General features: G+C 41.8%; 13 protein-coding genes. 8 read left to right on the top strand and 5 right to left on the bottom strand.

Translation table 11 applies throughout. The annotated features are described in order from the left end of the window. Nucleotides 1-624 (top strand): SDR family NAD(P)-dependent oxidoreductase (locus JWQ85_RS17395; protein WP_299470267.1); only part of this gene is annotated, 624 nt, incomplete at its 5' end. A 318-nt stretch (nt 625-942) separates the two neighbouring features. Here JWQ85_RS17395 and JWQ85_RS17390 read toward each other — a convergent pair. Genes JWQ85_RS17390 through acs form a run of 3 tightly spaced genes read right to left on the bottom strand, consistent with a single transcriptional unit; the run spans nt 943 to nt 3,511 of the window. Beyond that, nucleotides 943-1,128: a CsbD family protein gene (locus tag JWQ85_RS17390; protein WP_299470265.1), complete on the bottom strand. Its 186-nt coding sequence runs from the start codon at nt 1,126-1,128 to the stop codon at nt 943-945. A gap of 53 nt (nt 1,129-1,181) precedes the next feature. Further along, nucleotides 1,182-1,595 carry a hypothetical protein gene (locus tag JWQ85_RS17385; protein ID WP_299470263.1) on the bottom strand — a complete coding sequence of 138 codons (414 nt, stop codon included), beginning with the start codon at nt 1,593-1,595 and terminating at the stop codon, nt 1,182-1,184. 14 nt (nt 1,596-1,609) lie between these two features. Continuing rightward, entirely contained in the window at nt 1,610-3,511 is a 1,902-nt protein-coding gene (gene acs / locus JWQ85_RS17380; protein ID WP_299470261.1) for an acetate--CoA ligase, read from the bottom strand. Nucleotides 3,512-3,606: 95 nt separating this feature from the next. Here acs and JWQ85_RS17375 point away from each other — a divergent pair, with 95 nt between their 5' ends. The 7 genes from JWQ85_RS17375 (at nt 3,607) to bshC (ending at nt 9,432) form a co-directional block, all read left to right on the top strand. Then, complete coding sequence (locus JWQ85_RS17375) at nt 3,607-4,299, top strand: hypothetical protein (RefSeq protein WP_299470259.1); 693 nt, start codon at nt 3,607-3,609, stop codon at nt 4,297-4,299. 148 nt (nt 4,300-4,447) lie between these two features. Next, entirely contained in the window at nt 4,448-4,681 is a 234-nt protein-coding gene (gene rpmB, locus JWQ85_RS17370) for a 50S ribosomal protein L28 (protein WP_067063465.1), read from the top strand. Nucleotides 4,682-4,758: 77 nt separating this feature from the next. Beyond that, nucleotides 4,759-4,941 (top strand): 50S ribosomal protein L33, encoded by a 183-nt coding sequence (gene rpmG, locus JWQ85_RS17365; protein WP_121246452.1) that lies wholly within the window; start codon nt 4,759-4,761, stop codon nt 4,939-4,941. Nucleotides 4,942-5,020: 79 nt separating this feature from the next. Then, nucleotides 5,021-5,182 (top strand): DUF4295 domain-containing protein, encoded by a 162-nt coding sequence (locus JWQ85_RS17360; RefSeq protein WP_191173644.1) that lies wholly within the window; start codon nt 5,021-5,023, stop codon nt 5,180-5,182. Between the two features lie 169 nt (nt 5,183-5,351). Then, entirely contained in the window at nt 5,352-6,314 is a 963-nt protein-coding gene (gene ftsY, locus JWQ85_RS17355) for a signal recognition particle-docking protein FtsY (RefSeq protein ID WP_299470247.1), read from the top strand. 55 nt (nt 6,315-6,369) lie between these two features. Then, nucleotides 6,370-7,704, top strand: a complete 1,335-nt coding sequence (gene rimO / locus JWQ85_RS17350; RefSeq protein ID WP_299470245.1) for a 30S ribosomal protein S12 methylthiotransferase RimO — start codon at nt 6,370-6,372, stop codon at nt 7,702-7,704. Nucleotides 7,705-7,821: 117 nt separating this feature from the next. Next, a complete protein-coding gene (gene bshC / locus JWQ85_RS17345) occupies nt 7,822-9,432 on the top strand; it encodes a bacillithiol biosynthesis cysteine-adding enzyme BshC (protein WP_299470243.1) in 1,611 nt (536 codons plus the stop codon). A gap of 188 nt (nt 9,433-9,620) precedes the next feature. Here bshC and galB read toward each other — a convergent pair whose 3' ends face one another. After that, entirely contained in the window at nt 9,621-12,059 is a 2,439-nt protein-coding gene (gene galB / locus JWQ85_RS17340; protein ID WP_299470241.1) for a beta-galactosidase GalB, read from the bottom strand. Nucleotides 12,060-12,121: 62 nt separating this feature from the next. Further along, nucleotides 12,122-12,595 (bottom strand): DUF6702 family protein, encoded by a 474-nt coding sequence (locus JWQ85_RS17335; protein WP_299470239.1) that lies wholly within the window; start codon nt 12,593-12,595, stop codon nt 12,122-12,124. Between the last annotated feature and the right edge of the window lie 45 nt (nt 12,596-12,640).

The following is a 12,640-nucleotide window of genomic DNA, read 5'->3' as shown; positions in this document are numbered from 1 at the left end:
AAAATAGATGTACTGGTAAACAACGCCGCCATGGCCGGTTATGGTTTATTGGAAGGCTATTCAGTTGAGCAATTCAAAAAAATGATGGATGTAAACCTGTACAGTGTATTACGCACTTATTTGGCCGTTTTACCAGGCATGCGTGCCGAAAAGAACGGGTTGATCATCAATATTACATCTGGCGCAAGCGGATTTACAGTGCCATTTATGATCCCCTACCTGGCTTCAAAATTTGGGGTAGAAAGCATTACCGAAGGCGCACAGGAAGAGTTAAAAGAATACGGCATTGAGAACGTAAGTATCCAGCCAGGCGTTTATCCTACTGAAATGAACAGTGGTGTTAAAACAGGCATCAATGCCGACAGGGAAGATATTGTTGCCGCTTACGGCGATGCTGCTACCGAAAAATTCAATCAATTAGGTGGTGCGTTCTTCAGCAAAATGGCCGAGTTTAAAATGGATCCTCAGGTTATTGCCGATGGTGTATTAAAATTGGTTGAAATGGAAAAAGGTACCCGCCCTTTACGTTTACCCATTGACGCCATTGCACAAGGCACCGATAAAGAATTTATCCAGGCCCGTGCCGATATCAAAACCAAATGGCGCGCTAAGTATGGATTTTAATCTTTTGTCATGCTGAGTTATCAAATGCCGTGGCCTTTGAAGGTGCACTGACAGGCCTTTGCAGGGGGCGTGACCGACTATATTATTTGCATGTTTGCCTGTGCCAGGTTTGGATTTAATGGTGACGTTATTTCGTCAGTAGCGTATTTTTAAATTGATCATTATCAGTTATTTATGCGTTCACAATGGTGTTCACGGCCGTGAACGTGAACACTTTTCAAGCCATTTACTAAAATTGTCATGGGTAACGACAGTGAAGGACGACAAATTGGAGTAAAAGAAAAGGCCTCATTTAAATGAGGCCTTTTCTTTTTCAAATTATAAGCTATTGATCCATTTCACCAGATCTTCACGGGTTTTGCCCGTTTTCTGTTGCAGGCGGCCAAGTGTTTCGTCGTCCTTGCCTTCTTCGTAGGCCAGATCGTCATCGGTTAAATCGCCGTAAGCTTGTTTTATTTTCCCTTTCAACTCGTTCCAACCGCCTTTTAATTCTAACTTATCCATAATTTATTCTCCTATTTAGATGTATAAGATTAACAAGCCAAAACGTTCTTAGTTTAGATTAAATTAACTTTCGCTTTAACACTTCTTGCAAAAAGCTCAAAGTCTACATCAGGCAAAAAGTTTATATAGTAATAATAAAGTCCGGCACGTGATATCTCTCCTAATTCGTCATTACCTATCTCAAATCTTCCCCTATACATTATATCAAGCGTACCTGAATCAGTGTTTGTTCTATCGAATTTGGAACAATAACGTTCGATAGTGCAATCGTCAAATACGACTTCGACGCTTTTCACCTCACATTTACAATACTTGTTAGGTTTAAACGAAAGCTTTAATTGCTTTTTAGAACTTGAAAAATCAATAGCGTCACAATCAAATTCAGTATGCAAATCGATGTGTAATTCCTCCTGTTCAAATTCCGCAAAACTTTTAAATAACTCAGAATTTGTAAGGTCTATTTCCATCTTGTCTCTTAGTTCTACAAAGCCCCTTGCTTAATCTCATCTACTATAGCAGGGTCAAGTAAGGTAGAGGTATCGCCTAAATTAGAGGTATCGCCTTCGGCTATCTTCCTTAAGATCCTGCGCATAATTTTACCCGAGCGTGTTTTTGGCAGGCCGCTTACAAACTGGATCTTATCGGGGCGGGCAATAGCACCAATAATACGCGACACGGTCATCATAATATCTTTTTTGGTAAGCTCAGGATCATCGTGCAGGTTGGGGCTAACCACAAACGCGTAAACCCCCTGGCCCTTAATATCGTGCGGGTAACCTACTACGGCACTTTCTACCACACTGCTGTGCATATTAATAGCATTCTCTACCTCGGCCGTACCTATACGGTGGCCCGATACATTCAGCACATCATCTACACGGCCTGTAATGCGGTAGTAACCATCTTCATCGCGCAGGCAGCCATCACCTGTAAAATATAGGTTTGGATAAGTAGCAAAATAAGTTTGGCGGCAACGCTCGTGGTCGCCATAAGTAGTTCGCAGCATACCCGGCCAAGGAAACTTGATACAAAGGTTACCACTAACGCCATTTCCTTCTATCTCCTTACCTGTATCATCAATAAGCACAGGTTGCACGCCCGGCAGTGGCAAAGTTGCGTAGCCCGGCTTTAAAGGGGTAATATTGGCAATAGGCGATATCATGAAACCACCGGTTTCGGTTTGCCACCAGGTATCAACAATAGGGCAATTTCCTTTACCTATCTTCTCATCAAACCAATGCCATGCTTCTTCGTTAAGCGGCTCGCCTACCGAGCCCAGTTTTGTTAACGAGCTAAAATCTTTTCCCTTTACCACATCATCACCAAAGCTCATTAGCGAGCGGATGGCGGTTGGGGCGGTATATAATATATTAACCTTAAACTTCTCTACAATATCCCACAAACGACCGGCATTTGGCCAGGTAGGGATGCCTTCAAATAATACGGTAGTAGCGCCCTGGCTCAGCGGCCCGTAAGCAATGTAGGAGTGGCCCGTTATCCAGCCAATATCTGCCGTACAAAAATAAACCTCGCCCGGCTGGTACTGGAACGCGTTACTAAAAGTATAACCGGTATATACCATGTAGCCGCCGCAGGTATGTACAACGCCTTTTGGCTTACCTGTAGAGCCCGATGTATACAGGATGAACAGCATATCCTCTGCATCCATTTCTTCGGCGGGGCATTCTATATTTCCTTGCGTTTCTACTTTTTGCACTTCATCTTCCCACCATACATCGCGGCCTTTTATCATAGATACCGGCGTGCGGCTGCGGGTAAGTACAATAACCCTTTTAATAGATGGGCACTGTACCAGCGCATCGTCAATAATTGATTTCAGCGGGACTTCTTTTGTACCACGGAAGCTGCCATCAGCAGTTATCACAATATTACATTCGGCATCCTTTATCCTATCGGCAATTGATTGCGCCGAAAAACCACCAAACACCACTGAGTGAATCGCTCCTATCCGGGCGCAAGCCAAAACAGCAATTGCCAGTTCGGGCACCATTGGCATATATATACAAATGCGGTCGCCCTTTTTAGCGCCATTGTTTTTTAACACATTAGCAAACTGGCAAACTTTACTATGCAGCTGGCGGTAGGTTAAAATACGGTGATGCTCTGCCGGATCATTTGGTTCCCAGATAATTGCGGGGGTATCGCCGTTCTTTTCTAAATGGCGGTCAAGGCAGTTTTCGGTAATGTTAAGCTTGGCTCCTTTAAACCATTCTATCTTTGGTTCTTTAAAGTTCCAGTCTAAAACCGTGTCCCACTTCTTTCTCCATAAAAAATTGTTGGCAATATCTTCCCAAAATTGTTCAGGTTGTTCAACGCTTTTGCGGTACACCTGCTGGTATTCTTCAAATGATTTTACTTGCATGGTAGTATAATAAATGGAGGCGTAAATTAGTAATTTTTGTTTTAAGTGAGTACAGTTATGCTGTTAACCTTTATATTTAATGATAATTTAATACCATGCGGATAATAAATAGGCTGATAATATCAATTGTAATTTTATTGATTTACGTACAAGCAGTTCGTGCGCAGGAAATTCTTAAATTGGATTTAGATGAACAGGTTAATGGTGTGGCAAAAACAATCGCCGAAAATATCTACTCAAAAAAAAGCGGTAATCAGAAATTCATAAAAATTTTCAGTAAAACCACTCCTTACGCGAAGCCGGAAAAGGGAAGTTATAGCTACATTACCCGGCTTGTTAATCTCAAAATTTACTATTCAGATGAAGAACATTTTACTAATGAACCTTCAAAAGACACAGTTAACAGAGTTTGCATAGACGCCTTTAATAAAGATGGAAATATGTTCTATACATATTGGATGAAAAAAACAGGTGATTCGGTTGTAGATAAAGACACCATTTATAAAATCCAATATCAATTCAGAGATTCATTTCAAAAAACAGGGTATATTAAAATCAATTCAGATAAAAAGATTGAGTGGCGAAGAACATACGGGTACAATAAGCAACAACTCTTATCGCTGATTGCCGACTATGAAACTGGCACTACACTTAATCGTAAAATCAAGATTGACTACTTACTTTTTGACCCACGGGGTAACTGGATAAAGCGGAAAGAAACAACCACTTTAAAAGATGGCACTATTGCAGGCATTACCATCGTTAAAAGAATAATAACATATTATTAAACAGTAATTATCGCCTTGATAAATACTTGTTTTCACCTTATTAAATCTTTTTTGAAATATTTTAAAAACACTGTTGCCTATCTCAGTTAAAAACCTGATATTTGCAAACTCTTTTTAGGAAAAGAACGAGAATTAAAAAATATTTGTCATGTCAAGAATTTGTGATTTAACAGGAAAAGGCTACATGAATGGCTTTAACGTTTCTAACTCAAACGTTAAAACTAAACGCAAGTTTTATCCAAACTTAAAACTTAAAAGGTTTTATATCCCTGAAGAAGATAAATGGATCACTCTAAAAGTATCTACTTCAGCACTTAAAACTATCACCAAAAACGGTATTACAGCTTGTATCAACAAGTTTGTTAAAAAAGGCTCTATTTAATATTAATAGATTGTTGGGGCTACGGTTAAAGATGTGATATCTTAACAATTGGCAGGCAACTCAAAACATAAAAGAAAATGGCTAAGAAAGGCAACAGAGTTCAGGTAATTTTAGAATGCACAGAGCATAAAACCAGCGGCATGCCGGGTATGTCTCGTTATATTACCACCAAAAACAAAAAGAACACTACCGAAAGACTGGAAATGAAAAAATTCAACCCGGTTTTAAGGAAAGTAACTTTACACAAAGAGATTAAATAATCTAAGCTTGATTGCTGTAGATTGCGGGGATATTTATTTAATCTGCAGTTGTAAGCACAACTTATAAAAACATAAAAACATGGCAAAGAAAGTAGTTGCAACCCTTAAAGTACAGGGTAAAGGAAAAGAGTTTTCAAAAGTAATAACGATGAATAAATCACCACGTACAGGTGCTTACTCATTCAAAGAGCAGATCGTTGCTAACGATTTCATTAAAGATGCTATTGCGGGTAAACTGTAATTACTTTTGATAAAAATATAAAAGCCGTCTTGTTCACAACGAGAGGGCTTTTTTTGTTACTGGCGGATGTACAGATATAATGATGCGCGAATGACATCTAATATCCAAACATCCCGATTAGAATTATTAATTTGCATATCTGCACATTTAAAATCTGCACATCTGACTTATGGGATTATTTGATTTTTTCAAGAAAAAGGAAACCACACAGCAGGAACAGCAGGCGCTTGATATCGGCCTGGAAAAAACAAAAGACAACTTCTTCTCCAAGATCACCAAAGTAATTGCCGGTAAAAGTACCGTTGATGATGATGTGCTGGATGACCTGGAAGAAGTGCTGGTAACGTCTGACGTTGGTGTTAGCACCACCCTAAAGATCATTGAGCGTATACAGGCCCGTGCTGCTAAAGATAAATACGTTAACACATCCGAACTTAATAAGCTTTTAAAAGACGAGATACAGCAGCTGCTTGCCGAAAACAACAGCAACGATTTTCAGAACTTTGAGTATGGGGATCATAAGCCCTACGTTATTATGGTTGTTGGCGTTAACGGTGTGGGTAAAACCACTACCATAGGCAAACTGGCCCACAAATTAAAACAGGCCGGCAACAAGGTAGTATTAGGCGCTGCCGATACCTTCCGCGCGGCGGCGGTAGATCAGTTGCAACTTTGGGGTAAACGAGTTGATGTAAAGGTGGTGGCACAGCCCATGGGCAGCGACCCAGCATCTGTAGCTTATGATACCCTGCGATCGGCCGTAGCCAATGGCGACGATGTAGCAATTATTGACACCGCCGGTCGTTTACATAATAAGGTTGGTTTAATGAACGAGTTAACCAAGATCAAGAATGTGATGCAAAAGGTAGTCCCCGGCGCACCACACGAGATATTGCTGGTACTGGATGCATCAACCGGGCAAAACGCTATTGAACAATGCAAACAATTTACCGAAGCAACTGCGGTTAATGCCCTGGCACTAACCAAATTAGATGGCACAGCAAAAGGTGGTGTGGTGATAGGAATATCTGACCAGTTTAAAATACCGGTAAAATATATAGGTGTAGGCGAAGGCATGGAACACCTGCAACTATTCGACAGACAGGCGTTTGTAGATAGCCTGTTTAAATAAAAAATTAATAAAGCGTTATTGCAAGGAATAAGAGAATGACGCGGGTGAAAAAGCAATGAGGACAAAAACAATTAGCAAGCCGATACTAACCAGTAAACCCCGTGTAAACGTGGTTACTTTGGGCTGTTCAAAAAATATTTACGATAGTGAAGTACTCATGGGCCAGCTTAAAGGCAGCGCCTTTGATGTGGTACACGAGTCGCAGCAAATGCGTAGCGATGATATCATCGTAATAAACACTTGTGGTTTTATTGATAATGCAAAGCAGGAATCTATCGATACCATTCTGCAATACAGTGAACTTAAAGGTCAGGGTAAGGTAGGCAAAGTAATTGTTACCGGTTGCTTAAGCGAACGCTATAAGCCCGAATTAGAATCCGAAATCACCAATATTGATGCTTATTTCGGCACAAATGACCTTCAAAACATCCTGCATAGCATTGGCGCCGATTACCGCCACGAACTGATTGGTGAGCGCTTACTAACTACTCCTTCACATTTTGCTTACTTTAAAATTGCTGAGGGCTGCAACCGCCCATGCTCGTTCTGTGCCATCCCGCTAATGCGTGGCAAACACGTAAGTACGCCTATTGACCAATTGGTGAAGAACGCCGAAAGCCTGGTAAAGAATGGCACAAAAGAACTAATATTGATTGCACAGGACCTGACCTATTACGGCCTCGACCTGTATGGTAAACGCAATTTAGACGAGTTACTTCGCCGCTTAAGCGATGTAAACGGTGTGGAGTGGATAAGGATGCAATACGCCTACCCTTCTGGCTTCCCGATGGAAGTTTTAGATGTAATGAACGAACGCGATAATATTTGCAAGTATTTGGATATGCCTTTACAGCACATTACAGATAACATGCTAAAATCAATGCGCCGTGGGCTTACAAAGCAAAAAACCATTGATGTGGTTAATGAGATACGCGACCGCGTGCCAAACATTGCTATGCGTACCACGCTGATAACCGGTTACCCCGGCGAAACCCAGCAGGATTTTGAAGAAATGGCACAATGGGTTGAAGATACAAAATTCGATCGCCTGGGTTGTTTCACTTATTCGCACGAAGAAAAAACACACGCCCATACTTTGGTTGATGATGTTCCCGAAGAAGTAAAACAGGAACGCGCTGATGCCATAATGGAAATTCAGCAAAGCATTTCTTTCGACAAGAACCAGGAAAAAATAGGTAATACCTATAAAGTACTTATTGATAAAAAAGACGGCGGCTATTTTGTTGGCCGTACCGAATATGATTCGCCAGAGGTAGATAACGAAGTTTTAATTGACGCGGCTATTGATTATGCTGCCGTTGGCACCTTTGTTAACGTTAAGATCAACACTGCCGAAGATTTTGACCTTTATGGACAAATTGTAAAATAAAACCAATTTTGCAGGCAGCATGTTGCTAATAAGATTTTAAAATCTAATTTCGACATTCAGATTAACGTTTAGGAAAATCTAAAATCTAAAATCGTAAATCTGCAATCGTAAATAAAAATGGACGCAGCCTGTATTGACTATAAAGACACCGGGTATTTTTCCCAAACGGTTATTGATTATCTGGAAAACGTTCCGGAGCTAAGGTCATTTTACAGCCACCGCCCCACTCTTAAAGGTTTTGCCGAACTATTCGATCATAAAAAAGTTATTGCCAACCGCGATTTATTAGCACAGGTTTTAACAGAGCAATATTTTGGGATCTCGCAAAACGGTATCCCTGAATTAGATGCTGCCGATTTCATACGCAAACGTATCGAATTACTTAAATTACCCGATACCTATACCGTAACCACAGGCCACCAGCTAAATATTTTTACCGGTCCGCTATATTTTATCTACAAGATAGTTACCGCTATAAAGCTCTGCAGGCAACTGAAAGAAGCACACCCCGATAAAAATTTTGTACCCGTTTACTGGATGGCGTCTGAAGATCATGATTTTGCCGAGATAAACTACACTAACATTGGTGGTAAAAAGGTGCATTGGTGGTATGAAGCGTCAGGCGCTACAGGCCGGATCAATCCGGATACTATGCGCCAGGCACTAAACCAATATAAAGGTGTTTTGGGCATAGATGGCCACTCGTCAGAACTTGGCGAAATGGTAGAAACCGCCTACACCAAGTTTGATAAGCTTGCCGACGCAACCCGCTACCTGGTGAATGCCCTTTTTGGCCGCTACGGACTGCTTATTATCGACGCCGACGACCATCGCCTTAAAGAATCCTTCGCGCCTGTTATGGAGCGGGATATCATTCAGCAGAATAGCTTTAAAAATATAACAACTGCTAACGAGCAATTACAAAAGCTCGGCGTACATATACAAGTAAACCCGCGCGAAATAAACTTCTTTTACCTGAAAGATAACCTGCGTGAGCGCCTTGTTTTTGAGAATGACCGTTACAACGTAATGAACACAGACATCAGCTTTACCGAAGCTGAATTAAAACAGGAAATTAAAACAGCACCCGAAAGGTTTAGTCCCAATGTTGTAATGCGCCCCTTATACCAGGAGTGCATTTTGCCAAATATTGCTTACGTGGGCGGCGGCGCCGAAGTGGTTTACTGGCTGGAACTTAAATCAAATTTTGACTATTATAAGGTAGATTTCCCTATCCTGATACTGCGTAACTCCGGCCTTGTTATCCGTAAGGAGACCGCGGCCAAAATAAAAAGCATGGAGCTTGCCCCTGCCGAGATCTTTAAAAGCGCCGACGAGATCAAAAACAGCTGGGTAAAAAAACACAGCGATCACGACCTTACCCTGGCCGAGGAATGGCGCGAACTGGAACGCGTTTTTGAAAAGATAAAACTGCGCTCGCATAAAATTGATAGCACCCTTACCCCATCGGCAGCAGCGATACAGGCACGTTTAAAACATGCTATAGATAACCTACAAAAGAAAATGGTAAAGGCCGAAAAACGCAACTACCACACCCGCCTGGAGCAGATAGAACATATCAAAAAAGACATTTTCCCAAACAACAGCCTGCAGGAACGTTCCGAAAACTTTGGTTTGAGTTACGTGAAATGGGGCCAGCTCTTTATAGACGAACTCATCCGCAATTTTGAGCCGCTGGACTTTAAATTTACGGTGCTAACGGAGTAAGTGTTCACGTTCACTGCCGTGAACACCATCTTGAACACAATCAAATAGCTGATAATAAGTATTTTAATAATCAAGCTACTGACAAAATAACGTCACCATTAAATCCAAACCCTGCACAGGCAAAGTCTTTTAGTCTTCGCAGCGTTTTCTGAAAGACACCCTGCGGCGACAGAAAACCTGTCACCTCCTTATTTAGCATTCAATGTAACAACAACTGGCTTTAACCCCGCTGCTGTAGCAGTAACTCTGATGCTTCCTGCCGTTTCCCTGCCTTTTACAACGGCCAGTCCCAAGCCATGGAAAGCCTTCACATTATTTGCCCTGAAACTATCGTGGCTAACCGGGTTGCCGTTATCAACAGATATGAGCGTTCCGCCCAAAACCGTAAGCTTTATACGGTTAGCGGCATCCGGTACCAGGTTACCATCTTTATCTAAAACCTTAACAGTAATAAACGACAGGTCTTTTCCATCAGCTTTAATATTGCTTCTATCAGCGGTTAGTTCAATTTTAGCGGGCGCTCCCGCAGTTTTTATCTCTTTGGTTAATACAACTTTTCCGTTTTTACGTGATACGGCTTTAAGGGTACCCGGCTCAAACTTCAATCGCCACATTATGTGCAGGTCATCGCCCGTTTTCTTTTTAATACCAACAGATTTTCCGTTCAGATATAGTTCAACTTCATCTGCATTGTTATAATACGCCCATATGTCAACCATTTTGCCCGGCTCCCAGTTCCAGTGCGGAAAAATATGTAGCACAGGCTTATCCGTCCACTCGCTTTGGTACATGTAATAAACATCTTTAGGAAAACCGGCCAGATCTATCACACCAAAATAAGAACTGCGCGACGGCCAGCTATAAGGCGTTGGTTCGCCCAGGTAATCAAAACCTGTCCAGATAAACATGCCCGATAGATGGTCGTACTTTTTCATCACCTTCCAGGTGGCCTCATGAGTTGAACCCCAGGGCGGCCTTGTATTGTCATAGGCAGATACATTGTTGCCTTCTCTTATCAATGGCTTATCCCACTGAGGCGGCCATATCCGTATACTGTCTGATGGCATCTCATAATATCCGCGTGTTTCTAAACCAGACGTAGTTTCGGTAGCGATGAACTTTTTACCCGGGAACCGCTCATGAAATTTGGCATAATCAAATTCGTGATAATTATACCCGATCAGGTCGAGCGCACCCGAGGCAATAAGGTTATTATTTTTACTGGGATCGTTATTAGCCGAAGTTATTGGCCTGTTATCCATTGAGCGGACTATACCCGCCAGTTCGCGTGCTATGTTCCTGCCGGATGTATCTGTTTTGCTGTATTGTTCCCCAATTTCGTTACCTATGCTCCATACAAATACCGATGGGTGGTTACGGTCGCGTAGCAATTGATCTTGCAGGTCGCGCCTGTGCCATTGGTCCCAGTATAAATGATAATCATACTTGGTTTTCTGCATCTTCCACATATCAAAGGCTTCATCCATCACAATAAAACCCATACGATCGCAAAGGTCAAGCAATTCGGGAGCTGGTGGGTTATGTGATGTACGGATACCGTTACAACCCATCGCTTTTAATATTTGCAGCTGCCTTTCTAAAGCGCGTGTATTAATTGCAGCGCCTAAACTGCCCAGATCATGATGGTCACAAACCCCCAGAATTTTCATAGGCTTACCGTTCAGCGAGAAACCCTTATCAGCATCAAAATTAAAATACCGGATGCCTAAAGTATTGGTGTAGGTATCAACTACCTTATTGCCGTCAAAAACCTTGCTTACCACCTTATACAAGTAAGGATTATCTACCGACCATAAATGCGGGTTATTTACCTTAAGTGTCGTTTTTAAAATGCTCACCGTATCTCCCTGTCTGGCAGCCGAAGGTATGGTCCCGCCTCCCGAAACTAATTTTCCATCCGCATTATAAATATAAACACGGGTGGTAAGGGCGGCATTGGCAATACCGGCATTATTGATCTTTACCTGAACAGCTACATCGGCAGATTCATTGCTCACCTGCGGTGTGGTAATGTAAGTTCCCCAATGGTCAATAGCAATTTTATTAGTGGTAACCAACCACACATTCCTGTAAATGCCCGAGCCGGAGTACCAGCGCGAGTTTGGCTGTTCAGAATTATTTACCTTAACCGCAATAACATTTGTTCCGCCAAAATTTAAATATGGCGTAAGCTCATATCTGAAAGAGATATACCCGTTTGGCCTGAAACCCAGATGATGCCCGTTTATCCATACATCGCTGTGTTGATATACGCCATCAAAATCGATATACAGCTTTTTGCCTTTTGACGAAGCCGGGACGGTGAACGTTTTACGGTACCAGCCTATCCCTCCCGGCAGGGCGCCACCTTCGGGAGTTGCGGGGTTATCTTTGCTAAATTGTCCTTCTATGCTCCAATCATGCGGTAAATTTAAAACTCGCCAGCTTTTATCAGCGGTAGCCAACTTTTCGGCATTACTTACATCGCCTAAATGAAACCGCCAACCTTTGTCAAAATCGGCTACAGTTCTGCCTTGTTGTGCAAACAATACTGTGCTAAAGCCAACTGTTATAAAAGTTAATAAAAATTTGTGGGCGTTTTTAAAAATTGCGATAAAAAGAGCCATAGTAGAAATGTATTATTATAAATGTTAAATATACAATTATAACTAAATTCTCAAATGGCAAATTAAAAACTAAAACTCGTATCCGCATCCGGCGCGTCAAGCTTGGTGCTTTTGCGCTGGCCGCCAACGGTAACATGCAGCATGTTTATTTGCTCGGCATGCTGGGCATTCAATAGATCGTCATGTATATCAATCTTTTTTACGGTTGATATGCCCTTCACCTCAAAGTAGGCCCAGGCGCCATCTTCCTGTATTTCGTATCCTACATAACTTAGGTTTAGCAATTTGCCGTCAGCCTTAATGCTCAGGTGTTTCTTTACATATTCGTTTATAAAGCGGTTCAACTGGGCTTTGTCGGCGGGCCTTACAATGTTTAGGGGGACTTTGTTGTCTTTCTCCAGTGCCCGTTCCAGGTCATCATAAAACATACGGCAGCTTACCTCAACAGCATGTGTTTTGGGGTTATGGTTTATCTCCGTAACGCTTACATAAAAGGGATGAAAAAGCCCGAACCAAAGGATGAATAGCTGCAGCATATTGCCTGTAAAATATATCTTTACGCAAAAAACGATATTTTTATT

The organism is Mucilaginibacter sp., assembly GCF_028288105.1.
In the GTDB taxonomy this organism is placed as follows: Bacteria; Bacteroidota; Bacteroidia; order Sphingobacteriales; family Sphingobacteriaceae; genus Mucilaginibacter.
The sequence above is the reverse complement of the archived record's forward strand: the minus strand, read 5'-3'. Positions and strand labels throughout refer to the sequence as shown.

Bases quoted from the DNA above. Each gene is read 5' to 3' on its own strand.
- JWQ85_RS17390 (WP_299470265.1), bottom strand. From the start codon at position 1,128: ATGGATAAGTTAGAATTAAAAGGCGGTTGGAACGAGTTGAAAGGGAAA.
- JWQ85_RS17385 (WP_299470263.1), bottom strand. From the start codon at position 1,595: ATGGAAATAGACCTTACAAATTCTGAGTTATTTAAAAGTTTTGCGGAA.
- acs (WP_299470261.1), bottom strand. From the start codon at position 3,511: ATGCAAGTAAAATCATTTGAAGAATACCAGCAGGTGTACCGCAAAAGC.
- JWQ85_RS17375 (WP_299470259.1), top strand. From the start codon at position 3,607: ATGCGGATAATAAATAGGCTGATAATATCAATTGTAATTTTATTGATT.
- rpmB (WP_067063465.1), top strand. From the start codon at position 4,448: ATGTCAAGAATTTGTGATTTAACAGGAAAAGGCTACATGAATGGCTTT.
- rpmG (WP_121246452.1), top strand. From the start codon at position 4,759: ATGGCTAAGAAAGGCAACAGAGTTCAGGTAATTTTAGAATGCACAGAG.
- JWQ85_RS17360 (WP_191173644.1), top strand. From the start codon at position 5,021: ATGGCAAAGAAAGTAGTTGCAACCCTTAAAGTACAGGGTAAAGGAAAA.
- ftsY (WP_299470247.1), top strand. From the start codon at position 5,352: ATGGGATTATTTGATTTTTTCAAGAAAAAGGAAACCACACAGCAGGAA.
- rimO (WP_299470245.1), top strand. From the start codon at position 6,370: ATGAGGACAAAAACAATTAGCAAGCCGATACTAACCAGTAAACCCCGT.
- bshC (WP_299470243.1), top strand. From the start codon at position 7,822: ATGGACGCAGCCTGTATTGACTATAAAGACACCGGGTATTTTTCCCAA.
- galB (WP_299470241.1), bottom strand. From the start codon at position 12,059: ATGGCTCTTTTTATCGCAATTTTTAAAAACGCCCACAAATTTTTATTA.
- JWQ85_RS17335 (WP_299470239.1), bottom strand. From the start codon at position 12,595: ATGCTGCAGCTATTCATCCTTTGGTTCGGGCTTTTTCATCCCTTTTAT.